General features: G+C 37.4%; 21 protein-coding genes. 15 read left to right on the top strand and 6 right to left on the bottom strand.

The genetic code is table 11. The annotated features are described in order from the left end of the window. The first annotated feature begins 3 nt into the window (after nucleotides 1-3). The 8 genes from ACYT6F_RS06375 (at nucleotide 4) to ypfJ (ending at nucleotide 8,976) form a co-directional block, all read left to right on the top strand. Nucleotides 4-1,335: a quinol:cytochrome C oxidoreductase gene (locus ACYT6F_RS06375; protein WP_472600395.1), complete on the top strand. Its 1,332-nt coding sequence runs from the start codon at nucleotides 4-6 to the stop codon at nucleotides 1,333-1,335. 150 nt (nucleotides 1,336-1,485) lie between these two features. After that, on the top strand, nucleotides 1,486-2,496 hold the full coding sequence (locus ACYT6F_RS06370) for a hypothetical protein (protein ID WP_472600394.1): 1,011 nt from the start codon (nucleotides 1,486-1,488) through the stop codon (nucleotides 2,494-2,496). A 49-nt stretch (nucleotides 2,497-2,545) separates the two neighbouring features. Next, nucleotides 2,546-3,739 (top strand): hypothetical protein, encoded by a 1,194-nt coding sequence (locus ACYT6F_RS06365; RefSeq protein ID WP_472600393.1) that lies wholly within the window; start codon nucleotides 2,546-2,548, stop codon nucleotides 3,737-3,739. 4 nt (nucleotides 3,740-3,743) lie between these two features. Further along, on the top strand, nucleotides 3,744-4,280 hold the full coding sequence (locus ACYT6F_RS06360) for an adenine phosphoribosyltransferase (RefSeq protein WP_472600392.1): 537 nt from the start codon (nucleotides 3,744-3,746) through the stop codon (nucleotides 4,278-4,280). Nucleotides 4,281-4,516: 236 nt separating this feature from the next. Beyond that, entirely contained in the window at nucleotides 4,517-5,224 is a 708-nt protein-coding gene (locus ACYT6F_RS06355) for a YfgM family protein (RefSeq protein WP_472600391.1), read from the top strand. 3 nt (nucleotides 5,225-5,227) lie between these two features. Next, the gene (gene ribH, locus ACYT6F_RS06350; protein ID WP_472600390.1) at nucleotides 5,228-5,746 is read left to right on the top strand and encodes a 6,7-dimethyl-8-ribityllumazine synthase; all 519 of its coding nucleotides are present in this window, start codon (nucleotides 5,228-5,230) and stop codon (nucleotides 5,744-5,746) included. 214 nt (nucleotides 5,747-5,960) lie between these two features. After that, on the top strand, nucleotides 5,961-8,045 hold the full coding sequence (locus tag ACYT6F_RS06345; RefSeq protein WP_472601102.1) for an LTA synthase family protein: 2,085 nt from the start codon (nucleotides 5,961-5,963) through the stop codon (nucleotides 8,043-8,045). Between the two features lie 79 nt (nucleotides 8,046-8,124). After that, nucleotides 8,125-8,976 (top strand): KPN_02809 family neutral zinc metallopeptidase, encoded by an 852-nt coding sequence (gene ypfJ / locus ACYT6F_RS06340; protein ID WP_472600389.1) that lies wholly within the window; start codon nucleotides 8,125-8,127, stop codon nucleotides 8,974-8,976. A gap of 75 nt (nucleotides 8,977-9,051) precedes the next feature. Here ypfJ and ACYT6F_RS06335 read toward each other — a convergent pair whose 3' ends face one another. Next, complete coding sequence (locus ACYT6F_RS06335) at nucleotides 9,052-9,879, bottom strand: GLPGLI family protein (protein WP_472600388.1); 828 nt, start codon at nucleotides 9,877-9,879, stop codon at nucleotides 9,052-9,054. A 144-nt stretch (nucleotides 9,880-10,023) separates the two neighbouring features. Between ACYT6F_RS06335 and ACYT6F_RS06330 the strand changes: the two genes are divergently transcribed. The 4 genes from ACYT6F_RS06330 (at nucleotide 10,024) to sufD (ending at nucleotide 14,251) form a co-directional block, all read left to right on the top strand. Then, nucleotides 10,024-10,353 (top strand): HesB/IscA family protein, encoded by a 330-nt coding sequence (locus ACYT6F_RS06330; protein ID WP_169231783.1) that lies wholly within the window; start codon nucleotides 10,024-10,026, stop codon nucleotides 10,351-10,353. A gap of 61 nt (nucleotides 10,354-10,414) precedes the next feature. Next, nucleotides 10,415-11,863 (top strand): Fe-S cluster assembly protein SufB, encoded by a 1,449-nt coding sequence (sufB, locus tag ACYT6F_RS06325; RefSeq protein ID WP_472600387.1) that lies wholly within the window; start codon nucleotides 10,415-10,417, stop codon nucleotides 11,861-11,863. Nucleotides 11,864-12,106: 243 nt separating this feature from the next. Then, entirely contained in the window at nucleotides 12,107-12,850 is a 744-nt protein-coding gene (sufC, locus tag ACYT6F_RS06320) for a Fe-S cluster assembly ATPase SufC (protein ID WP_472600386.1), read from the top strand. A 93-nt stretch (nucleotides 12,851-12,943) separates the two neighbouring features. Continuing rightward, the gene (sufD, locus tag ACYT6F_RS06315; RefSeq protein ID WP_472601101.1) at nucleotides 12,944-14,251 is read left to right on the top strand and encodes a Fe-S cluster assembly protein SufD; all 1,308 of its coding nucleotides are present in this window, start codon (nucleotides 12,944-12,946) and stop codon (nucleotides 14,249-14,251) included. A 123-nt stretch (nucleotides 14,252-14,374) separates the two neighbouring features. Here sufD and ACYT6F_RS06310 read toward each other — a convergent pair whose 3' ends face one another. After that, nucleotides 14,375-15,301 carry a DUF3078 domain-containing protein gene (locus ACYT6F_RS06310; RefSeq protein ID WP_472600385.1) on the bottom strand — a complete coding sequence of 309 codons (927 nt, stop codon included), beginning with the start codon at nucleotides 15,299-15,301 and terminating at the stop codon, nucleotides 14,375-14,377. Between the two features lie 254 nt (nucleotides 15,302-15,555). Between ACYT6F_RS06310 and ACYT6F_RS06305 the strand changes: the two genes are divergently transcribed. From ACYT6F_RS06305 to gdhA, 3 genes are all read left to right on the top strand, one after another. Further along, nucleotides 15,556-16,326, top strand: a complete 771-nt coding sequence (locus ACYT6F_RS06305) for a rhomboid family intramembrane serine protease (protein WP_472600384.1) — start codon at nucleotides 15,556-15,558, stop codon at nucleotides 16,324-16,326. Nucleotides 16,327-16,390: 64 nt separating this feature from the next. Beyond that, entirely contained in the window at nucleotides 16,391-17,500 is a 1,110-nt protein-coding gene (gene dprA, locus ACYT6F_RS06300) for a DNA-processing protein DprA (RefSeq protein ID WP_472600383.1), read from the top strand. A 190-nt stretch (nucleotides 17,501-17,690) separates the two neighbouring features. Continuing rightward, nucleotides 17,691-19,049, top strand: coding sequence for an NADP-specific glutamate dehydrogenase (gdhA, locus tag ACYT6F_RS06295; protein ID WP_472600382.1), 1,359 nt, complete (start codon nucleotides 17,691-17,693; stop codon nucleotides 19,047-19,049). Between the two features lie 301 nt (nucleotides 19,050-19,350). On the opposite strand, the gene ACYT6F_RS06290 is transcribed toward gdhA, so the two are convergent. The 4 genes from ACYT6F_RS06290 to ACYT6F_RS06275 all read right to left on the bottom strand — a co-directional run bounded on the left by ACYT6F_RS06290 (nucleotide 19,351) and on the right by ACYT6F_RS06275 (nucleotide 21,733). Then, the gene (locus ACYT6F_RS06290) at nucleotides 19,351-19,620 is read right to left on the bottom strand and encodes a hypothetical protein (RefSeq protein WP_472600381.1); all 270 of its coding nucleotides are present in this window, start codon (nucleotides 19,618-19,620) and stop codon (nucleotides 19,351-19,353) included. Nucleotides 19,621-19,800: 180 nt separating this feature from the next. Continuing rightward, entirely contained in the window at nucleotides 19,801-20,148 is a 348-nt protein-coding gene (locus ACYT6F_RS06285) for a hypothetical protein (protein WP_472600380.1), read from the bottom strand. Between the two features lie 125 nt (nucleotides 20,149-20,273). Next, the gene (locus ACYT6F_RS06280; protein WP_472600379.1) at nucleotides 20,274-20,762 is read right to left on the bottom strand and encodes a YkgJ family cysteine cluster protein; all 489 of its coding nucleotides are present in this window, start codon (nucleotides 20,760-20,762) and stop codon (nucleotides 20,274-20,276) included. Beyond that, on the bottom strand, nucleotides 20,762-21,733 hold the full coding sequence (locus tag ACYT6F_RS06275; protein ID WP_472600378.1) for an ion channel: 972 nt from the start codon (nucleotides 21,731-21,733) through the stop codon (nucleotides 20,762-20,764). Before ACYT6F_RS06275 ends, ACYT6F_RS06280 begins: the two co-directional genes overlap by 1 nt. Between the last annotated feature and the right edge of the window lie 109 nt (nucleotides 21,734-21,842).

The following is a 21,842-nucleotide window of genomic DNA, read 5'->3' as shown; positions in this document are numbered from 1 at the left end:
GAAATGTATAGTTTTTCACCAAAATTAAAATCAACTTCTATAATCCTTCTTGTTGTAGGTTTAGTTCTGTTTGGTATTGGTTTCTTCTTAAATAAAGGAATCACTGCTGAGAAAATAGAACACATGATGGAAGCTGTTAATGCTTCTGGTCATACTGCTCCTACACATTCTAGTGAAATGGTTGGTCCTCAGGATCACGCTGCTCATCTGGAGCACGCGACTCTTCAGGTACACAACCAGCCTTTAGCGGCAATACATTTTGTAGCTGTATTTTTCTTCGGAGTAAGCTGCTGCGTATTATTCTTTTATTCTATTCAGCATGCTGCACATGCAGGATGGCCGATCATCATTACAAGAGTAATGGAAGCTATTGCTTCTTATATCCCTTATGGTGGTGCTATCTTAATCATCCTGATGCTTTTAAACATCACTCACCAAGGGCACCTCTTCCACTGGATGGACCCTGAATTGACAGACCCGAATTCTGCTCATTTTGATGTGATCTTATTTGAAAAAAGAATTTTCTTAAACATACCTTTCTATGCCGTAAGAACATTCATCTATGTACTAGGTGCTTCTTTCTTTGCTTGGAAACTAAAGGCTCAGTCTAAAAAAGTAGATGAAACCAAATCAAAGGTAGATTATCAAATGCTTTACAGATGGGCAGTAGGATATATCGCATTCTTCGGATTTGCTTCTGCTGCTTGGGCTTGGGACTGGTTGATGTCTATTGATCCTCACTGGTACTCTACCATGTATATCTGGTATTCTATGGTAAGCTGTCTATCAAGTGGTATCGCGGTTATTATCCTGCTAAGTGTTTATTTAAAGAAAAACGGATTCCTTCCGCAGTTCAATGATAACCACTTACATGATTTAGGAGTATTCCTTTTCGCTACAAGTATGCTTTGGACATATACATGGTTTGCACAGTTCATGCTATATTGGTATGCAAACATTCCGGAAGAGGTTAATTACTTCTTCGGAAGATTCCAGCACTACTCTCCTACTTTCTTACCAATGCTTATTGTAAACTTCTTATTACCGCTATTGGTATTAGTGAGCAGCAGCATCAAGAGAAACTATAAAGTTGTTACAACGATGGCTGTAGTAGTGATCTTCGGACACATTTTAGATTACTTCAACATGGTAATGCCTGGAACAGTAGGACCATACTGGAAAACTCCTGAAGTATTCTTATTAATCGTAGGAGCAATCCTGTTCGTAGTTGGATTGTTTATGTTTACCGTGCTTTCAGCATTATCTAAACTTAAATTAATCCCTACAGGAAACCCTTACCTACACGAATCTGAAATTTATGAATATCCTTTCTAAGGAATTTATAATAAGATAAAACTAAAAGACTGATTGTAATGATCAGTCTTTTTTGTTTTAATTCAAAAAAAATAAAATTTCATGCAACCTTTTTTAATTTTTGTTGTCTTATAGGTAAAAGTCAGATTTTAATTATTAATAAAATTAACCATGAAGAAAAGTCTCCTATTATTACTTTTGACATTAGCATTTCATTTTAATGCACAAACCGTTACTTTCATTTCTGAAAAAACAAACAAACCTCTTCCCAAAGTTTCTGTATTCGGAAAAGACGGAAGCATTGTTGCCTATTCAGATATTGACGGCAAGATCGACAAAAACTTAATAAAACCCGACAAGGAAAAATTCCAGCTGGTGTATGATAATATTTCAGTAGCAACCCTGTCTTATTCAGATTTTAATCAGGATATCATTAAAATTAATGATCGTATAAAAGATATCGAGGCGGTTGTCATTAAAAATAATAAGCCTGCAAAATACATTTCTGTAAAAGGGAACTTCAATGCCTATGTTACCGTTAATAATAAACTTAATTGCTACACAGACGGAATCGTTACCTATATTTTCGATAACAAAACAAAAAAGCTGAAATCAGCTAATGTAGAACAATACCGTATTTTCAGGCTGGAAGACGCAACTTTCGAGAAAAAACAAACCGGAATGTGGGATTATCAGGCAATGCTGAGACTTCCTGAAATGAAAGAAGTTGGAAATATTTTGGAGTACAAGAAAAAGAATTCTGTAATTAAAGAACTTAAAGGCCAGCAGAAAGATCAGATCGAGATCACCGGTGAAGCATTACAGGAAAAAGAATTTGCGCTTTTCGGATATCGGTTCTTTGATGTAAGAACAATTATCAACGCTGCCTACGGGAAAGATACCTCAAAAACACTTAGAGATTTATTAGAATATAATGAAATTGCTTTTCTAAAATTGAAACACAAAAGTGAACCCGAATACAACCAGCTAATTGTTTACAGAAACTTCTATCCTACAGAGTTAGATTTTAAAAACGAAAATGATACAGAAAAAAATAAATTTGACATTAAAAACAGCGGCTACTCCACAAATTATTGGGAAAGTCCGGATTTCCCGAATATGCAGTCCGTTTTCAGTTCATTTTTCAAAGATGATTTAAAAGAAAAACAAAATATAAAATAAAATCCTCTATTAATAAACGTTTTACTAAATTTGTGGCAAACGGAAAAAAATGAAAAAGTTGTCTTTTCTGCTAATTCTCAGTTTGTTGCTTTTTACAGCATGCAAAAAAGATTCGGTAGATGCCACCAACACGAAAACTTTACAGTCGAGCATCAATGATATGACGGCGAGTCTTCCAACCATTAAACAGATTAAGTTTAATGAAGCACTTTATATTTTAAAGACCTTCGGAGTGGAAGCCGATGGTGATGTTGCAGAATTAAAAGCGCTGGGCCAGCTGATTAATGGTAAAAAAGTTCCTGAGATCATGGCTATGGCAGACCAGGTAGCGCAGAAAAACGGTATCGAATGGGCCAGTAATGCACCTCCTTCATTAGGTGAAATGAATATTTTCGGTGACGATAAAGCAAAAGAAAGTGATCCTAACGACGTAAAGGCCAACTCACTCAGCATTACTACACGACCAACGGGTGACGACGGGACAGGCTCACCAACCGCTATACAGATTGTTCCCCGACTTGTGGATAATGCCGGAAACCCCGTTTCTTTTACAGGAGCAGGATTGGAAGCTACTCTTGAGGTTTTCAGCAATGGGGTAAAGCTTTCTACAGCCAAAAACCTGATGCAGGATAATAATTTTAAAGGATTTAATTTAAAATTCTCATCTATCCCTGCAGCTAAAGTCGTTGATAATAAAATTGACATCACAGTATCGGTAAAAACAACAGCTAAAACGTTCAAGATGACAAAAATAGGGTTAGATGTAAACCCTTCATTACTGAAGGTACCGGCTCCGGTGGTAGTAGACTCAATGGCTGTAAGTCAGGATCCTGCTGTGATCGATCCGAATAATCCTGGTGCGACAGTACCATCCACAGACCCAAATGCAGCACCAGCAACCCCGGCAACGCCAAAACAACCGGCTGCAGATCCTAAGAACGTGGTTTCAGGATTTTTAAACAATGTAAGCTCTCAAAACTTAAAAGCTGCCTACAACTCTTCCAGCAATCCAAGCTGGGGAAGCTACGAATCGTTCTCCAATCCTACTTCAGGTTTCGGATCCGTGAAAACCGTGAGCGTAAAAAATATCACCACGAATCTTTCCAATACCAACGTCGCAAGCGTAAATGCCACCTACGACGTTACTGACAAAAACGGAAGAACAACTTCTTTAAAGGCAACTTTCGGATTAAAAAATGTAAACGGCGAATGGAAAATTTCCAGCTATAAAATCAACCCTTAGAATAATGGCTTCACAAGAACTCATCAGGAGACTGGAAGAAACGATAGAAAATGTTCCTGATTTTCCGATTCCAGGAATACAGTTTAAGGACATTTCTCCTATTTTTTTAGATCCTAAATTGTATGAAGATGTCATTGCAGACCTCGTAGCATTTAGCAAGGGGAAAGTAGATGCAGTCTGCGGGATCGAGAGCCGAGGCTATCTTTTCGGGATTGCCATCGCTGTCGCCCTTGAAGTTCCTTTTATTTTAATAAGAAAATCCGGGAAACTTCCTCCGCCTGTCATTTCAGAAAAATATGACCTTGAGTACGGAAGTGCTGTCATTGAAACCCGGGACGGACAGATAAAACCGGGACAAAAAGTCCTTATCCATGACGATCTGCTGGCGACCGGAGGAACAACGGAAGCAGCGGCAAAACTCGTCGAAAAACAGGGAGCAACTGTTTCCCAATTCAGCTTTCTGATTGGTTTAAAAGATCTGAAAGGAGAAGAAAAATTAAAAAAATTCAATGCGGAGGTATATCATATATTAGAATATTAATTCAAAATATTGATGCTTCTACAAGTTCAGCATGACACTTCTAATACTGTATGTATTACTATAATGGTAAATTGCCAGTGCTGTCACGCTAAGCTTGTCGGAGCATTTTTTTAATCAAATAACAACTGACAACTCACATTTACTTCCTTTGATTAAATAAAAATCAACAATACGCACAAAGTATTTTGTAAATCATTCAGAAACAATTAAATTTGCATTTCAATTTTTAACAATTTATGGCAAAAATTACAAAGAATGCTCAAAACGAGCAAGAAGGTAAAGAAACAGTAGAGTTTTTTAAAGATCTTGACAGAGAAGCTTTAAACACCGAAAGATTTATAGAAAGATATTCAAAACCATTGGGTATTGTTTTCGGGGTGCTTGTTTTAGGCGTTCTGGGATTCTTCGCTTATAAGCAGTTCGTAGTGACTCCTAAAAATGCTGAAGCTGTAAAAAGTTTCCTTGCCGCTCAGAAAAATCTTACTGAAGGAAAAGAAAAAGAGGCACTTGGCGGTAAATCTGCTGCAAATCCCGGTTTCTTAGGAACGTATAATGAATATTCTGCAACCAATGTTGGTAAGCTTTCTGCTTATAATGCCGGAATCCTTAAGTTTAAGGAAGGGAAATTCCAGGAAGCATACGATCTTTTGGATAAATTTTCATCAGACAACAAAACGTTGATGGCAATGAAATTCGGTGCGATGGCAGATGCACAATCGGGTCTTAATAAAAATGATGACGCATTGCAATTGCTGGATAAGGCAGCTTCTGCTTCAGACGATCCGTATACAACCTATTACTTCACAAGAAAAGCAGGTATTCTGGCTTTAGGATTAAACAAAAAAGCCGATGCTAAAAAATATTTTGCTGCAATTGACGAAAAATATCAGGACTACGACAACGGAATGTCTGATTCTTATATTGAAATGACTAAATATTACTAAAAAATGGCAACAGTTAATCTTTCTGATTATAAGCCACTTCATATAACCAATGCCGATGAATTTTCTATCGGCATTGTTTTTTCTGAGTGGAATGATTTTGTAACCTACAATCTTCGCGACGCAGCATTAGAAATCCTTCAAAAAGAAGGTGTTAAGCCTGAAAACATCAAGCTTTTCCCGGTTCCGGGTGCTTTTGAACTGAACTATGCGAGCATGCAGCTTTGTAAAGAACGTAAATATGATGCCGTAATTTCTATCGGCTGTGTAATCCGTGGAGAAACGCCTCATTTTGATTACGTGTGTTCAGCGGTTGCCCAGGGAATCAAAGACTGTAATATACTTACAGACACACCGACTATTTTCTGCGTTCTTACCGACGACACCAAAGAACAATCCATCGCGAGAAGCGGCGGAGATCTGGGCAATAAAGGCGTTGAAGCAGCAGTTACCGCATTAAGAATGATCGATTTCAAAAAAAATCTATCCGGAAAAAAGGGAAATATAGGATTTGGACATTCATAAATAAGCTTACATCTTTTTAAATATTGAGGACTGTTTACCGACAGTCCTCTTTTTTATCAATGTAAATAAAATAGCAGCCAACGATAATAGCAGATTCTTAATGTTATTTTAAATAATTATAAATTTTACAAATATTCCTAAATTTTAAGATTTTATATTGAAAAATTACATTCAATAGCTACATTTGCAGGAATTAACGTTTAATTAATAAATGATGTTTATTCAAAAGATTAAACCCTTTCTATACTTAGGTATTTTTTATCTGACAATCTCATTTATAGTGAGAATGATATTCATATTTCATCCTATTACAACCGTAGATTTCAGTTTTTTGCAGGTAATTAAAATACTGATGATCGGAATTCTGAATGATATTTTTGTATTCATCCTGACCTGTCCTTTTCTGGCTGTTTATTTTCTGTTTTTATCCAACTCGAAATATCAGAAACCTTACGGATATATTATTCTGGGCTTGTTGGCTGCTTTCTTTTTATACATTCTTCTCATACCCGACAATATTTTCAAACAGTATGGCGGATCAGCTGCTGAAATAGCATTGGCATTTACAGGACTGAAGATCATTATATTCGGTCTTATGCTTTTTCTGCCGGAAAAACGCGTAAAGATCAGAAATACGATGTATTTCATTACTGTTTTCCTGTATGTCCTGCTTATCATTTTTAATGCCGTAAGCGAATATTTCTTTTATAATGAATTTGGATTGCGGTATAATTTCATCGCAGTAGATTACCTGATCTACACCAACGAAGTTATCGGAAACATCATGGAAAGTTATCCTGTCGTTCCTTTGTTTCTGACGATATTTGCTGTTGCTACAGCGTTTACAGTTTTTATTTATAAAAAGACCAAAACAGAACTTTTATTTCTTCCAAACCTAAAACAGAAAGGCATTTTATTAGCTTCGTTCTGCATTTTGGCAGCGGTAAGTCTTCTGGGATTAAGTTTTACCACAAAATTAAAATCCAATAATGTCTTTGAAGACGAAATCGAGGCGAACGGATTGCCAAAATTTTACTGGGCATTTACGCATAATGAGCTTGATTATTTTCAGTTTTATCCTCAGATCAACCAGCAAGTTGCAGAAAATACTTTCCTAAGCCAATACGCACAGCCAGTTTTAAAAAGAACGATCCAGCCCGAAGAACCGGAATTAAAGAAAAATGTGGTTTTGATTTCCATTGAAAGTTTATCCGCAGATTTTATGGCGCATTATGGAAATACGCAGAAAATTACTCCTTTCCTGGACAGCCTCGCAGATAAGTCTCTGATGTTTACCAATCTGTATGCTACAGGCAACAGAACCGTTCGCGGTCTTGAAGCACTTACGCTCTGCATTCCGCCGACCGCGGGAGAGAGCATTATTAAACGGGAAAACAATAAAAACAAATTCACCACAGGAAGTGTTTTCAAATCAAAAGGCTATGATGTAAAATTCCTGTATGGCGGTTACAGCTACTTCGACAATATGAAAGACTTCTATGAAGGAAACGGCTACGATATTATTGACAGAAATAATTTCAAGCCGGAAGAAATCTCCTTTGCCAACGTTTGGGGCGTAGCAGATGAAGATATGGCGAAAAAAGCAATTCAGACTATGAATGCCGAAGCAAAATCCGGGAAACCGTTTTTTAATCACTGGATGACGGTTTCCAATCACCGTCCCTTTACCTATCCTAACGGAAAAATTGATATTCCGGGAGATGCAAAATCACGGGAGGGCGGCGTAAAATATACCGATTATTCTCTCAGAAAATTCTTTGAAATGGCTAAAAAACAGGATTGGTATCCCAATACGGTTTTTGTTATTATTGCCGACCATTGTGCCTCAAGCGCAGGAGATACGGAACTTCCGATGGATAAATACAAAATTCCTGCAATGATCTTTTCGGAAGGATTTATTCAGCCTCAGAAATTTACACAAACCATGTCGCAGATTGATGTGATGCCTACGGTTTTAGGACTTCTTAATTTTAATTATCAGACTAAATTTTTAGGACAGGACGTGTTCTCGAAAGAGTTTCAGCCTAAAGCTTATGTGGCAACTTATGAAGATTTAGGTTTGATAAAAGATAATTATTTAACCATTATTTCGCCGGTTAAAAAAATTAAGCAATATGCGTTAACACAGCAAAAAAACAACCTTTCTCCGGAATTCAATCTCTATTATGATGAAAAATATCTGAAAGGAAACCTTCAGAATAAAAAACTTGTCGAACAGGCTATTTCAGCATATCAGTCGACCTCGTACTGGCTGAAGAAAAACCAGCTCAACCGATAATTGCTAAAAATAGTTGCCCATCTATAAAAGAAATTAGATTTTAAATTTCTAAATTTATATATCACAAAATAATACAACTATGAGATGGACTGACGACAGAGGCGGCAACGTGGAAGACAGGCGTGGACTAGGCGGCGGAGCCGTTGTAGGAGGCGGATTGGGAACTTTGATTATTGCTGCCATCGTTTTTTTTCTGGGAGGAGACCCTTCTTCCATACTTTCTTCCGGAAACAGTTCCGGTACAGCACAAACCGAGCAGAGAGAACTCTCAGCGGAAGAAAGAAAAATCGGAGAAATGGTAGACATGATGGGAAAATGGAACACCATTACCTGGGAGCAGGTTTTTACTGAAAATGGGATGACCTACGAACCTCCGAAAATCGTACTTTTTGAAAGCACAACACGATCCGGCTGCGGAACTGCACAGGCAGCAATGGGACCTTTTTATTGCCCGGCAGATCAATCTGTATATATGGATATGAGCTTCTTTAATGAACTGCAGAAGCGATTCGGAGCAGAAGTAACAGAATTTACAGTAGCCTATGTACTTGCGCACGAAGTCGGCCATCATGTTCAGACCCTTTTGGGAACTACACAAAAAGTAGACGAAATGCGAAGAAGCGGACAATACAGCGAAGCAGAAATGAACAGGATTTCCGTAGCAACAGAATTACAGGCAGATTTTTATGCAGGACTTTGGGCTAAAAGGACGGATGCAGAAAAGCATATTCTGGAACCAGGAGACATTCAGTCTGCGATTGATGCAGCAGAAGCTGTAGGAGATGATAATATACAGAAAAGATCTCAGGGCTATGTAAATCAGGAAAGCTTTACCCACGGTTCTTCCGCACAGCGTAAAGAATGGTTTATGAAAGGATACAACACCGGAGATATCAGACAGGGCGATACCTTCAACCAACTTTTAAGATGATTTGTTAAATCTTAAAAGGAAATCAATAAATAACTACTAAAAATAACCCTGAAGAATAAGTCTTCAGGGTTATTTTTATTGCAATTCGATTGGATTACTGTTTTTCTTAGCCTCTTCTTTCACTCGATCTTCCATCCTCTTTCGCATTTCTGCAGGATTTCCGCCGCCTCCACGGTTACCGCCACCGATTCTCATTGCTCCGCCACCTTGTGACATGAAAGCCATAGGATCTTCCATGAATTTTTTCTGCTGCTTAATGTAGTCGGTTCTTTTTACTTTAATAGTATTTCCGAACTGATTTAATGTAGGAAAATCAGCAATTTTATAATTTTTCATCAGATCGAAAGAATATTCTCCTTTATCATCTTCCACTTTTACGATAAGCCCCGGAAGCCCTCCGAATTTGTAAGGCCCGTCCTGATAAGGTAAATCTGTAGTGAACCATGCAGTCCATTTTCTTCCTCCAAAATCAGTTTCAGCTTTTTGTACCTTATACTCTCCTATTTTTGTGGTCTCAGGAAATATTTTCCAGCTGATTGGCCGGTCTTCTTCATACGTGTAAACATCTCTCCCTATCCTGTCCTTAAATATAGTCTTCTGACTTTTTTTATCTTTTTCTACAGAGTAATTGATATTAGATCTCAGATTTTGCATCTGATCCCTGTTAAAACCTCTTGCGCCTCCACTCTGTATGGCAGCCTGTATTACAGAATCTCTCTTAATCCTGTTTTCAGAATAGAATACCGACTTTTCCTGGGAAATATCGAGATATGCATTTTCTGTTTTAATATCACTTTTATTGGATGCATCCGGCTTCATGGTAACCTGGTACACAAATCTGTTGGTCTGTGCAAAAACAGTCTGCATAAATAATGATAATGCAATAATGCCTAGTTTTTTCATTAAGGTAAATTTGTAGTTTGGATTTTAAAATCTTTGCAAAGTTAAAGCCATCAATAATAAAAATCGATAAAATAAAATTGCTAATTTTTATATACTAATTATTGTTCGTATTTTTGCATTATTAAATCATTCTAAATAAATACAATGATAAAAGTATCAGATCAAGCAAAGGCAAAAGCCGTCCAACTGATGACAGAGGAAGGCTTTAACCCTGTTGAAGACTATATAAGAGTAGGGGTAAAAAGCGGAGGATGTTCTGGTTTAGAATATGTTTTGAGGTTTGACAACCAAAAAACGGACACTGATCAAATTTTCGAAGACAATAACATTAAAATTGTTGTTGATAAAAAATCAATCCTCTATCTTGCAGGAACAACTCTTGAATATTCAGGAGGTTTAAACGGAAAAGGATTTGTTTTTAACAATCCTAATGCATCCCGAACATGCGGATGCGGAGAAAGTTTTTCTTTATAGAACAAGACATTGAAACTGTAGTTTAATGTAAACGCGGCTTTCGAAATCTTAATAAAAAATAATGAATAAATATACTGAAGACGATTTACGCGTCGATTTAGAAAATAAAAAATACGAATTCGGCTGGGAAACGAAAATCGATTACGAAGATTTTCCTACCGGTTTGAATGAAGATATCATCCGCGCTATTTCTGCAAAGAAAGAAGAACCGGAATGGATGACGGAATGGCGTCTGGAGTCTTTCAGAATCTGGCTTAAAATGGTTGAGCCGGAATGGGCCAATATTAAATATGAAAAGCCGGATTTCCAGGCTATTAAATATTACGCCGCTCCAAAGGTAAAACCAGAACTGGCAAGTCTTGATGAGGTAGATCCGGAATTGATCAAAACTTTTGAAAAATTGGGTATCAACATCGAAGAGCAGAAAAGACTCTCCGGTGTTGCCGTAGACATAGTAATGGACTCTGTTTCCGTGAAAACAACTTTCCAGGACACGCTGATGGAAAAAGGAATTATTTTCTGCTCCATTTCAGAAGCGATCAAAAATCACCCGGATCTGGTAAGAAAATATCTTGGGAAAGTAGTTCCGAGAGGAGACAACTTCTATGCAGCTTTAAATTCCGCAGTATTCTCTGACGGAAGCTTCTGCTATATTCCTAAAGGCGTACGATGCCCGATGGAGCTTTCCACCTACTTCCGAATTAACCAGGCAGGAACAGGCCAGTTTGAAAGAACCCTGGTAATTGCTGACGAAGGAAGTTATGTTTCTTATCTGGAAGGATGTACCGCTCCCTCAAGAGATGAAAACCAGCTTCACGCGGCCGTTGTTGAGCTTATTGCATTAGACAATGCTGAAATTAAATATTCTACCGTACAGAATTGGTACCCGGGAAATGAAGAAGGAAAAGGAGGAGTATTCAATTTTGTAACGAAAAGAGGGCTTTGTGAAAAGAATGCAAAAATCTCATGGACACAGGTGGAAACAGGTTCTGCGGTAACTTGGAAATACCCTTCATGTATTCTGAAAGGAGACGGATCTATCGGTGAATTCTATTCTATTGCAGTAACCAACAATCACCAGTATGCAGATACCGGTACGAAAATGATCCACATCGGTAAGAATACAAGGTCTACGATTATTTCGAAAGGTATTTCTGCCGGAAAATCTCAGAATTCATACAGAGGTCTGGTGAAAGTAATGCCCTCTGCAAAGGGAGCCAGAAACTTTTCGCAATGTGATTCTCTGTTAATGGGCAATGAATGTGGAGCACATACATTCCCATATATTGAAATCAAAGACCCTTCTGCACAATTGGAGCATGAAGCTACAACTTCAAAAATTGGGGAAGACCAGATTTTCTACTGTAACCAGAGAGGAATTGACACAGAAAGAGCAATTGCTTTGATCGTAAACGGTTTCAGTAAAGAAGTTTTAAATAAACTGCCGATGGAATTTGCCATTGAAGCCCAGAAATTACTGGAGATTTCTTTGGAAGGTTCTGTAGGATAGCCTTCTTTAAACATTAAGAAATTAAGTTAAATTTACAGCAATAGCTTAATCAACTTAATTTAAAATCAATTTTATTGGTTTGCTTAAAAAAAATGATGCATTAAGACTTTAAACTTAAATTCTTAATGTTTAAAAATAAAAAAAGAATTGTATTTCATTGATAAGCGTTAGCGCCTTTGTTTATCCTAGAAAAGCAAAGGAAGATTAAAAATCTTAGTCTAGCCTTGCGATAAATTTAAACGTATGTTAGAGATAAAAAACTTGCACGCCAGAATTGAAGACGGCGCAGAAATTTTAAAAGGAATTAATCTTGAGATAAAACCAGGTGAAGTTCATGCCATCATGGGACCGAACGGAGCCGGAAAATCCACCCTCTCTTCCGTAATCGCAGGAAAAGAAGATTACGAAGTTACAGACGGAGAAATCCTTTTCGGGGGTGAAAACATCATTGAAGATGCTCCTGAGGAAAGAGCACACAAAGGGATTTTCCTTTCTTTCCAGTATCCGGTAGAAATTCCGGGGGTTTCTGTAACCAACTTCATCAAAGCAGCAATGAACGAAAACAGAAAAGCAAACGGATTGGGAGAAATGCCGGCCAAAGAAATGCTTTCAATGATTCGTGAGAAATCTGAAAAATTGGGCATTAAAAAAGACTTTCTTTCAAGATCACTTAATGAAGGCTTTTCCGGCGGTGAAAAGAAAAGAAACGAAATCTTCCAGATGATGATGCTGAATCCGAAACTGGCCATTCTTGATGAAACCGATTCCGGATTAGATATTGATGCATTAAGAATTGTTGCAGACGGTGTAAATGCCTTTAAAAATGAAGGAAATGCAGTTCTTCTGATTACCCATTATCAGAGATTGCTTAATTATATCCAGCCTGATTTTGTTCATGTATTAGCCAACGGAAAAATCATCAAAACAGGTGATAAATCGCTTGCGCTGGAACTGGAAGAAAAAGGGTACGACTGGCTTTTAAATTAATTAAAAGATAAAGAATTCGGAGATTCATCTCTTAGTTGAACAACTCAGCCAAACAAAAAAACAAAAATGGTGCAAACCACAGATATACCAGTAATGGCATTAAAAGAACAGATTACAGAAAATCATAACGAATTTTTGGAAAGCCTTCGTCACAGATTTATGGACGAAGATCGAAAAGCAGCTCTTCAAAGGTTTGAAAGAGCAGGTTTTCCGACAAAAAAAGACGAAGAATATAAATATACCAGTTTAAAAGAGATTACGGAAAAAGCTTACAACTTTTTCCCGAAAGAAAGCCACAATATCACCAAGGAACAGCTGGATCAGCTGCATTTGGGCGAAGAAAATTTCGACTGGATTACTTTCGTAAACGGTAAGCTTCATAAAGAATTATCAAAAGTCTCTATTGAAAATGTTGAGTTTCTTTCATTCAATTATGCATTGAATGACGAAAAGCACAGAGATGTTTTTGAGAAATACTTTAATACAATCGCTGCTGATAAATCTGCTTTTACCAATTTAAATCAGGCTTACTGCAAGTATGGTTTCTTTTTAAAGGTTCCTAAAAATGTAATAATTGAAAAACCGATTCATATTTTCTACATTTCTCAGAATCAGGAAGAAAACACCTTCTATAATACAAGAAATCTTTTAATTGTAGAAGAAGGCGCGAAAGTAGAGATCATTGAAAGCCATCATAATTATGACAGCACCTACGTGCTGACGAATTCGGTAACGGAAATTTTCACATATCCGAATGCAAAAGCAGACTGGCACAAGCTTCAGAATGATAACGATACTTCGTATCTCATTGACAATACTTTTGCAAGACAGGAAAAAGACAGCTTAACAACCGTAAATACTTTTTCTTTCGGAGGAAAACTGGTAAGAAACAACCTTGATTTTATTCATAACGGATCCAATATCAATTCGTTTATGAACGGGATTACCATTATCGGAAAAGATCAGCTGGTAGACCATCACACGGCGGTTCACCACAATTTCCCGAACTGTGAAAGTTATCAGAACTACAAAGGTATTTTTAACGGGAAATCTCACGGGGTATTCAACGGAAAAGTATTTGTAGACAAAATTGCCCAGAAAACCAATGCGTACCAGCAGAACAATAATGTATTGCTGAGCGAAGGTGCAATCATTGATACAAAACCTCAGCTGGAGATTTTTGCAGATGATGTGAAGTGCTCTCACGGATGTACCGTAGGACAGCTGAACGAAGATGCCCTGTTCTACTTAAGAGCAAGAGGTATTTCCAAAAAAGAAGCTCAGGCTTTATTGCTGTACGCTTTCGCAAACGATGCGATGCAGAATATAGACATTGAGCCTTTGAAAGAAAAAATTTCTAAGCTTTTGGCCGAGAAACTGGAAGTTGATATAGAATTTTAGTAATATATAATTGATAATAGTAAAGCACTTCATATTTGGAGTGCTTTTTTGTTTGTCATTTGGCTAAAGCCCCGATTGCTTTAAAAAAAGCGGGCTAAAGCCCGCCCCTATCGTTTTAGTTTACTATTTTTTAATCCACCACTGGCTGTCTTTTCGGTCAGAACGTTTAACCCCGTTATCCAGCGTATAAGCAAAGCCTACCCCAAGTGTTTGTTTGAGCTGTGTTTTTTTAATCTGATTATGGTCATACATCAAATCCACCGTAATATTTGAGGAAATGAATTTATTAACCTTCAAATTTAATATCATTCCATAGGCGAGAACCAATCTATCAGGATGGTCCAGATAATTGGAGAAAACAGACGCAGTATTGGTAACGTTTACATTCTCCATCAATTTGAATTTATATAAAGCCGTGCCGAGAAAACCGTATTGCAGTAGAGTATCATCCCCGTCAGCTTTCAATCCGTATGTTCCTTCGGTCTGAAGATCCTCATCCAGAACAAAGGTCCACCTGGCATTGGATGGCCGTAAAGTAACATTCACATTATCATTGGGCCTGTAAGTGATCCCCATCCCGACATTCAGATAACCGGGAGCCATGAAATTGGAAATTTTCTTTGCTTCAGGATTATTTCCATCCTCATAACCTGTGGAAAACTGAGACTGTAAGCCTGCCCCCACCGAAAGATACCAGCTTTTGGAGACTTTTCGTCCGTAATTGGTAGAAACATTAATTACGTCCTGAGTCTTTCTTACTCCAATACCCTGCGTATCGTTTTGTCCGTAATTTAAAAGGATAATATTCTCCCATAGATCTTTATCGTTCTCATACCTGATATTATAGTCGGCTCCCAAAAGCCAGCCTATATTATTGGCGCCACCGCCTACCCAGTTGGAAAAGGCTGCCTGATTAATCATTAAAGACTGCTTACCTAATACAGACCAGTGTTTGATAGTATCTACCTTAATAGAAGCAGTGTCAAGAATTACCTGCGCATTGATAAAAATTCCTGCAGAAAAGGAAAGAATTAATAAAAACTTCTTCATGAGTTCAGGGTTTCATTATACAAAATTCCAAACAAAAATATTAAATATAAATTTGATGAACTCTCAACACAACGTTAAATCTAAGACTTTTCATCATTAAATATACAGCTTAAGATTAATGACAGATACGATCCTTTAAAAAAAAGATCTTTTTTAAAAAATTACTTTTTGTCTGAAATAAAAAATAAAGATTCTTATTCATCGCCAAATTTTCCGAAATTTATCATTGGCTTTTCATTTGACATATATTCTGCATGCTAAAAAACAATGTAATTTCTAAAAAAGCTATTGTAAATCCATTGCTGATGCTTTCAGCCATGTGGCTGGGATATTTTCTTCAGCTTCAGGGCTTTTTTGAAAGTTGCTTCGGAGCGATCATTCCATTACTGCCGGAAGGCCTTCTGGGAATCATCACCTCTCCTCTATTGCATGGTAATCTGGATCATATTGTAGGAAATTCTATTCCTATTGCGATCCTGATGTTTCTTCTGTATCAGTTTTATCCGCTTGTGGCCAATAAAGTATTTATTCTGGGCTGGCTGGCTACGGGTCTTCTGGTGTGGCTGCTGCCGCCAATTGATATTATGACCGGGGATTATCTTTATACCTGTACTATCGGAGCAAGTGGTGTCGTGTATGTTCTTGCCTTTTTCCTGTTTTTCAGCGGTATTTTTAAATGGAATATAAAACTGCTTACCATCTCATTACTTGTCGTATTGTATTATGGAAGCCTTGTATGGGGCATGCTGCCGGAAGAGTTGTTCTACAACCTCCAGGAACCGAGCAAAATTGCATGGCAGGCACATATTGCAGGTGCTGTAATAGGAGTAATCCTCGCTTTCATGTTTAAAAAAGTAGGCGAGAAAAAGAAAAGATATATCTGGGAGTTTCCTAACTATTACAGTGAAAAAGATGATAAATTATGGCAGGAATATAAACAAAACCACCCTGAAGATTTCATGGAGCTTCCTTATAAAAAGAAAGATGACATCTGGAAACATTTGGATGAGTTAAGAGGAAAATAATTTTAGATTAAATGTCCTGCTAAAAATTAAAGCTAAATTCAATACATTTGTCAAAACAACACAAATGTATTCTGAAGAACATCTCTATTCTATCGCGCTCCGCGAATGCAATTTAATCGGTGACATCAATTTTTACAAGCTTGTGCGTGCTTTCGGAAGTGCGAAAAATGCATGGCTGCACACAAGGAAAGAATACAAACGCATTGACGGCTTAGGATATAAAATGGTTGCCGACATCGGAAACCCCGGGCATCTGAAATTTGCTGAAGCTGAACTGAAATTCTGCGAAAAGAACAAGATCAAAATTAACCTCAGACATCTTGGTGACCTTCCTTCCCTGCTCAACGAATGTAACGATGCTCCCGCAATTCTTTACCAGAAAGGAAGTTTTGATGATCAAAAACAACGGCTAAGTATTGTCGGAACAAGAAATATGACTTCTTACGGACAACAGTTTCTCCATGATTTTTTTGAAGAAACCTATTCCTGCAATTATATTTCTGTGAGCGGGCTGGCTTTGGGTGTCGATAAGGAGGTTCATGAACAGTCTCTTCAGAAAGGAATTCAGACAGCAGCAGTTCTTGCGCACGGTTTTCATATCATTTATCCTTCAAAAAACCGAAAACTTTCCGAAAAAATACTGGAAGAAGGCGGTGCCTTATTTACCGAATTTAATTCTTCCCGCAAACCCGACCGTGAGAATTTTATTCAGAGAAACAGAATTGTAGCAGGCATATCTCCTGCAACCATTGTTGTAGAAACCGCTTTTGGCGGAGGATCGGTAAGCACTGCAACTTTTGCCAATCAGTACAATCGCGAGGTTTTTGCATTACCCGGAAAGATTACCGATAAACAGAGCCAGGGCTGCAATCATCTCGTTTTTCAAAACAAAGCCGCGCCTATTTCTACGATTAAAGACCTGATTGATTATTTAGGACTTAAAAAGCCTAAAGTAAAAATGGATGAGCTGTTTTCCAGAAGTAAAATCAACATTCAATTAACTGAAAACCAGCAATTCATATTAAACTTTATATCAGATCATCCACAGATTTCTTTAGATGATCTTATAGAGAAGACAGGACTCGCTTCTCATAAAATTTTACCCGTAATTCTGGATTTGGAGCTTTTGGGGAAAGTAAAATCACTTTCAGGGAGACAATTTGTAGCAATATAAGATTTAACCATTTCTTAATATTGCATTATTTTAAACATAACATTTAATTTTTAATAAAATTACCGTATAAATTATCAACTTAATAATATTAAGTGTTTATATTATTAAACTTTCAACAATCATTCATTAAGGTGTTGTGAATCTTGAAAAAAAAATTAAATTTGTTGGCAATAATATTCAACCCTAATATATGGAACAATATAATATTGACCAGAAAATCCAAGAGTTTATAGCAAAAATTGAGGCCAAAAACCCTAATGAGCCAGAATTTTTACAAGCCGTAAAAGAAGTTGCTGTTACAGTAATTCCGTTTATCATGACTAAGAAGGAATATACGGGCATGAAACTTCTTGAAAGAATGGCGGAAGCAGAAAGAATCATCATCTTCAGAGTTCCGTGGGTTGACGATAAAGGAGAAATCCAGGTAAACAGAGGTTTCAGAATTCAGATGAACTCTGCTATCGGACCATATAAAGGCGGAATCCGTTTTCATCCTACCGTAAATCTTTCGGTTCTTAAATTCTTAGCATTCGAGCAGGTATTCAAAAACTCTCTTACCACGCTACCGATGGGAGGTGGAAAAGGAGGTTCAGATTTCGATCCGCAAGGAAAATCTGATATGGAGGTAATGCGTTTCTGCCAGGCCTTCATGACAGAACTGTGTAAGCACGTTGGTCCTGAAACTGACGTTCCTGCAGGAGATATCGGAGTAGGTGCAAGAGAAATCGGTTATCTGTTCGGGCAGTATAAAAAAATCAGAAATGAATTTACCGGAGTACTTACCGGTAAAGGTCTTGCTTATGGTGGTTCATTGATTCGTCCTGAAGCTACTGGATATGGCGTGGTGTACTTTGCAGAACAGATGCTTAAGACCATCGGACAAACGTTTAAAGATAAAATCGTAACGGTTTCAGGTTTTGGAAACGTTGCATGGGGCGTAATTAAAAAAGTATCTGAGCTTGGCGGAAAAGTAGTAACGATTTCCGGACCTGATGGATATATTTATGATAAAGACGGAATAGACGGGGAGAAAATCGATTATTTATTAGAACTAAGATCTTCAGGAAACAACAGAGCTGAAGATTATGCTAAAAAATATCCGTCTGCACAGTTTTTTGCAGGAAAGCGTCCTTGGGAAGTAAAGTGTGATGTTGCCATTCCTTCTGCTACTCAAAACGAGCTTGATCTTGAAGATGCCAAACAGCTTGTTGAAAACGGATGTGTTTGCGTAACGGAAGCGGCGAACATGCCATCAACTTTAGATGCTATTAATTATTTCCTTGACAATAAAGTGCTATTTTCTCCGGGGAAAGCTTCCAACGCAGGAGGGGTAGCAACTTCAGGTCTTGAAATGACTCAAAATTCTATCCGTCTGAACTGGACTTCTGAAGAAGTTGACGCCAGACTGAAAGAGATTATGATCGGAATTCATAAAGCGTGCAGAGACTACGGTAAAGAAGAAGACGGCTATGTAAACTACGTGAAAGGTGCAAATATCGCCGGTTTCGTGAAAGTAGCAGAAGCTATGCTAGCACAGGGAGTCGTATAAAATACAAGGTTGGGAAATTTTCCTGACCTTTTTTCATAACCTGTTCCCGGGATATAAATGGGATAAAAGTAAAAAGTGAAAGGAGAAAGCGTTGATGATTCAACGCTTTTTTTAGTTGTATTATAAGATTACTACTGTGATGTTCCGGCTCATTCAGAATATTTGCTTCTGAGACGGAATACTATCATAATTTATTACATCTTAAATATAAAGAACACTTTTGAAATTATAGATGAATATATTCTTTGACACTAAAAATAAAAAATCCTGAAAAAAATTTTCAGGATTTCCTTTACATTATCTACTTATTTTTCTTTTTCATTTTTCTATCGCCCGTGGTGGCATCTCTGTTTTTCCAGTTGGCGGCGGTATCGGTTTTAGATTTATCCCAATTGTTGTTGGAATTGTTAGTACCGTTATTCATTGTTCCGGTAGTTCCGTTATTCATGTCTTTGTTTCTGGTAGTATCTGTTCTCATACTATCAGTTGATGTCTTCTGTGGAGTCGTTTGTGCCGATACTGCGATCGTACCAAACATTGCGAATGCTGTCGCTAAAATTAAATTTTTCATAATATTAATGATTTAAAGTGGTGTGTTATACTATGTACAATAATCGTACAAAGGATACTTTATAAAAATGTTTTAACTTGATTTATAATAAATTAAGACAAATTACATTATAAAGCCGGGAATAAAAATCCTGAAATATAAAATTTCAGGATTCCATTTCTACTTTACTAATTTAAATACTTACTTCGACTTTTTCTTTTTAGATTTCTTTTCTTCTTTAGTCGCTTCGTCATTAGGTTTGGTAGCATCTGCATTTGGATCTGCAGTTACACTGGCTGAAGCATCAGTGGCAGTGGTTGCTGCTGCCGCATCTGTGGTAGAAGCTGCATTGGTATTCTGAGTTTGGGCCGTTCCGGCGGAATTGGCGTTCCAATCCGAAGTGGCCTGTGTACCCTGCTGAGGTTGAGTTGTCGTTTGGTTATTAGGATTTTGGGTTTGAGACGGGTTCTGTTGTGTACTGTCCGTCTGAGCTGATACTGCGATTACTCCGACTAATGTAAACGCTGCTGTTAAAACTAACTTCTTCATAATAATTAATATTTTATTTATTAAATGGTTGTTTAACTTAAACGCTACTATTTCTCCTGATATTATCCCGGAAGTCTTTATTTAACGGACTTTATAATTATTTAAGAATGATTTTGAATTATATGTTATTTTGCTAAATTTTTCATAATTCGTTCAACAAACTCGTATGCAGCAGGACATATCAGCGTATTTTTCATGGTAAGATTATTAATCTGATAGATCTTTTTTCGGTCTGTATGCGGATATTCCCGGCAGGCTTTGGGGCGTACTTCGTAAATAGAACAGGTATTGTCGCTGTTCAAAAAGAAACAGGGAAGATTCTGAAGCACTTTATCGTTATCTTCATCGGTGCGCAGATATTTGGCTTCAAAATCAGCAGGTTTCATGCGAAGATGTTTCGCTATCCTTTCAATATCCTTCTCTGTATACAGAGGACCTGTGGTTTTGCAGCAATTGGCGCACTGAAGACAGTCTATCCTTTCGAAAACTTCATCATGGGTTTCCTGAACTACATAATCAAGATTTTTTGGCGGTTTCTTTTTGATACCGTCCAGGAATTTTTTATGTTCTTTCTGCTTTTGTAAAGCCTGTTTTTTGTAGAGTTCTAAATTCATTATTCATTTTCCTCCTGAAATATCGGAAGATCTGCTTGTTGGTAATGGTTGATTTTGTCCAGATTCAGCACGGTAGACTGGTTATCTTTATCCGGATAATACATCGGGATAAATTTGGCCCCGTATATAATTTCTTCGGAAACATAAGAGGTACGCTGTACAACCGTATTGGAAAATACTTCATCAAATGCCCGTACATGAACAATGATTTCTATATGCGTATTTTTAAAATCCTCATCAGAAAAGCCGAAAAACGGCGAATCCTCGTCAATCTGATGCACAATTGTCCAGTTCAGAGCCAGCGTATTGATCTTACTGAGCTGAGTTTTCAGGGTATAAAAATTACTTTTCGGAACACTGTTTTCGATGACTTCGATGGCTGCTGATACAATAACATCAGCATCCGTTAAAGAATTGTTTTTATAAGGAGCAAGCCTGAACATCAGCGCTGTTTTATCCTTGAAAGGAGCAATAAGAGCAATATCCGAAAATTTAAGGTATGCTCTCGGCCTGGAAAATCTTCCGTAGAAAAGGCCCGTTGCAATGGCAAAGGTAAGCAATCCAAGAAATGCTTCAAAAGTAGCCACCAGACTTGCCATAAAACCTACTGGCGCAATTCTCCCGTATCCTACAGTCGTAAAAGTTTGGGAACTAAAGAAAAAAACATCAATGAATTCATTCACCGTATCGCTTTTATCAATCCCGGTAAGATGCTCGACTCCGATAAGATAATAGATCAAAGCGAAAAACAAATTTACCATAACGTACGCAATAACCAGATACGAAAGGAAATTAAACGTCGACAGCTCCAGCATGGTGTGGTACCAGCTGAACCGATTGAACACATTTACTCCTTTCCTGTTAACATTCGGAAGTCCGTTCTTATTAATAAATCTTCCGGACGCACTGTCTCCGAAACCGCTGTTATCGGTATTCTTCTGGCGAATTTTCTGCCTGAATTCTTTTGCCATTTTACAATCATTTTGTTTTTAATTCATCCAATCTGAAGCATGCAAATTACTTTCAATTTGAATAAAAATAACATGCAAAGATAGAATATTGTTTGCATGAAATTTATTA

The organism is Chryseobacterium sp. NG-CE01 (assembly GCF_055695505.1).
The sequence above is the reverse complement of the archived record's forward strand: the minus strand, read 5'-3'. Positions and strand labels throughout refer to the sequence as shown.

Bases quoted from the DNA above. Each gene is read 5' to 3' on its own strand.
- ACYT6F_RS06375 (WP_472600395.1), top strand. From the start codon at position 4: ATGTATAGTTTTTCACCAAAATTAAAATCAACTTCTATAATCCTTCTT.
- ribH (WP_472600390.1), top strand. From the start codon at position 5,228: ATGGCAACAGTTAATCTTTCTGATTATAAGCCACTTCATATAACCAAT.
- ACYT6F_RS06290 (WP_472600381.1), bottom strand. From the start codon at position 19,620: ATGAAAAATTTAATTTTAGCGACAGCATTCGCAATGTTTGGTACGATC.
- sufC (WP_472600386.1), top strand. From the start codon at position 12,107: ATGTTAGAGATAAAAAACTTGCACGCCAGAATTGAAGACGGCGCAGAA.
- ACYT6F_RS06335 (WP_472600388.1), bottom strand. From the start codon at position 9,879: ATGAAAAAACTAGGCATTATTGCATTATCATTATTTATGCAGACTGTT.
- sufB (WP_472600387.1), top strand. From the start codon at position 10,415: ATGAATAAATATACTGAAGACGATTTACGCGTCGATTTAGAAAATAAA.
- ACYT6F_RS06365 (WP_472600393.1), top strand. From the start codon at position 2,546: ATGAAAAAGTTGTCTTTTCTGCTAATTCTCAGTTTGTTGCTTTTTACA.
- ACYT6F_RS06355 (WP_472600391.1), top strand. From the start codon at position 4,517: ATGGCAAAAATTACAAAGAATGCTCAAAACGAGCAAGAAGGTAAAGAA.
- ACYT6F_RS06360 (WP_472600392.1), top strand. From the start codon at position 3,744: ATGGCTTCACAAGAACTCATCAGGAGACTGGAAGAAACGATAGAAAAT.
- dprA (WP_472600383.1), top strand. From the start codon at position 16,391: ATGTATTCTGAAGAACATCTCTATTCTATCGCGCTCCGCGAATGCAAT.
- ACYT6F_RS06370 (WP_472600394.1), top strand. From the start codon at position 1,486: ATGAAGAAAAGTCTCCTATTATTACTTTTGACATTAGCATTTCATTTT.
- ACYT6F_RS06345 (WP_472601102.1), top strand. From the start codon at position 5,961: ATGTTTATTCAAAAGATTAAACCCTTTCTATACTTAGGTATTTTTTAT.
- ACYT6F_RS06330 (WP_169231783.1), top strand. From the start codon at position 10,024: ATGATAAAAGTATCAGATCAAGCAAAGGCAAAAGCCGTCCAACTGATG.
- ACYT6F_RS06275 (WP_472600378.1), bottom strand. From the start codon at position 21,733: ATGGCAAAAGAATTCAGGCAGAAAATTCGCCAGAAGAATACCGATAAC.
- ypfJ (WP_472600389.1), top strand. From the start codon at position 8,125: ATGAGATGGACTGACGACAGAGGCGGCAACGTGGAAGACAGGCGTGGA.
- ACYT6F_RS06305 (WP_472600384.1), top strand. From the start codon at position 15,556: ATGCTAAAAAACAATGTAATTTCTAAAAAAGCTATTGTAAATCCATTG.
- sufD (WP_472601101.1), top strand. From the start codon at position 12,944: ATGGCATTAAAAGAACAGATTACAGAAAATCATAACGAATTTTTGGAA.
- ACYT6F_RS06285 (WP_472600380.1), bottom strand. From the start codon at position 20,148: ATGAAGAAGTTAGTTTTAACAGCAGCGTTTACATTAGTCGGAGTAATC.
- ACYT6F_RS06310 (WP_472600385.1), bottom strand. From the start codon at position 15,301: ATGAAGAAGTTTTTATTAATTCTTTCCTTTTCTGCAGGAATTTTTATC.
- ACYT6F_RS06280 (WP_472600379.1), bottom strand. From the start codon at position 20,762: ATGAATTTAGAACTCTACAAAAAACAGGCTTTACAAAAGCAGAAAGAA.
- gdhA (WP_472600382.1), top strand. From the start codon at position 17,691: ATGGAACAATATAATATTGACCAGAAAATCCAAGAGTTTATAGCAAAA.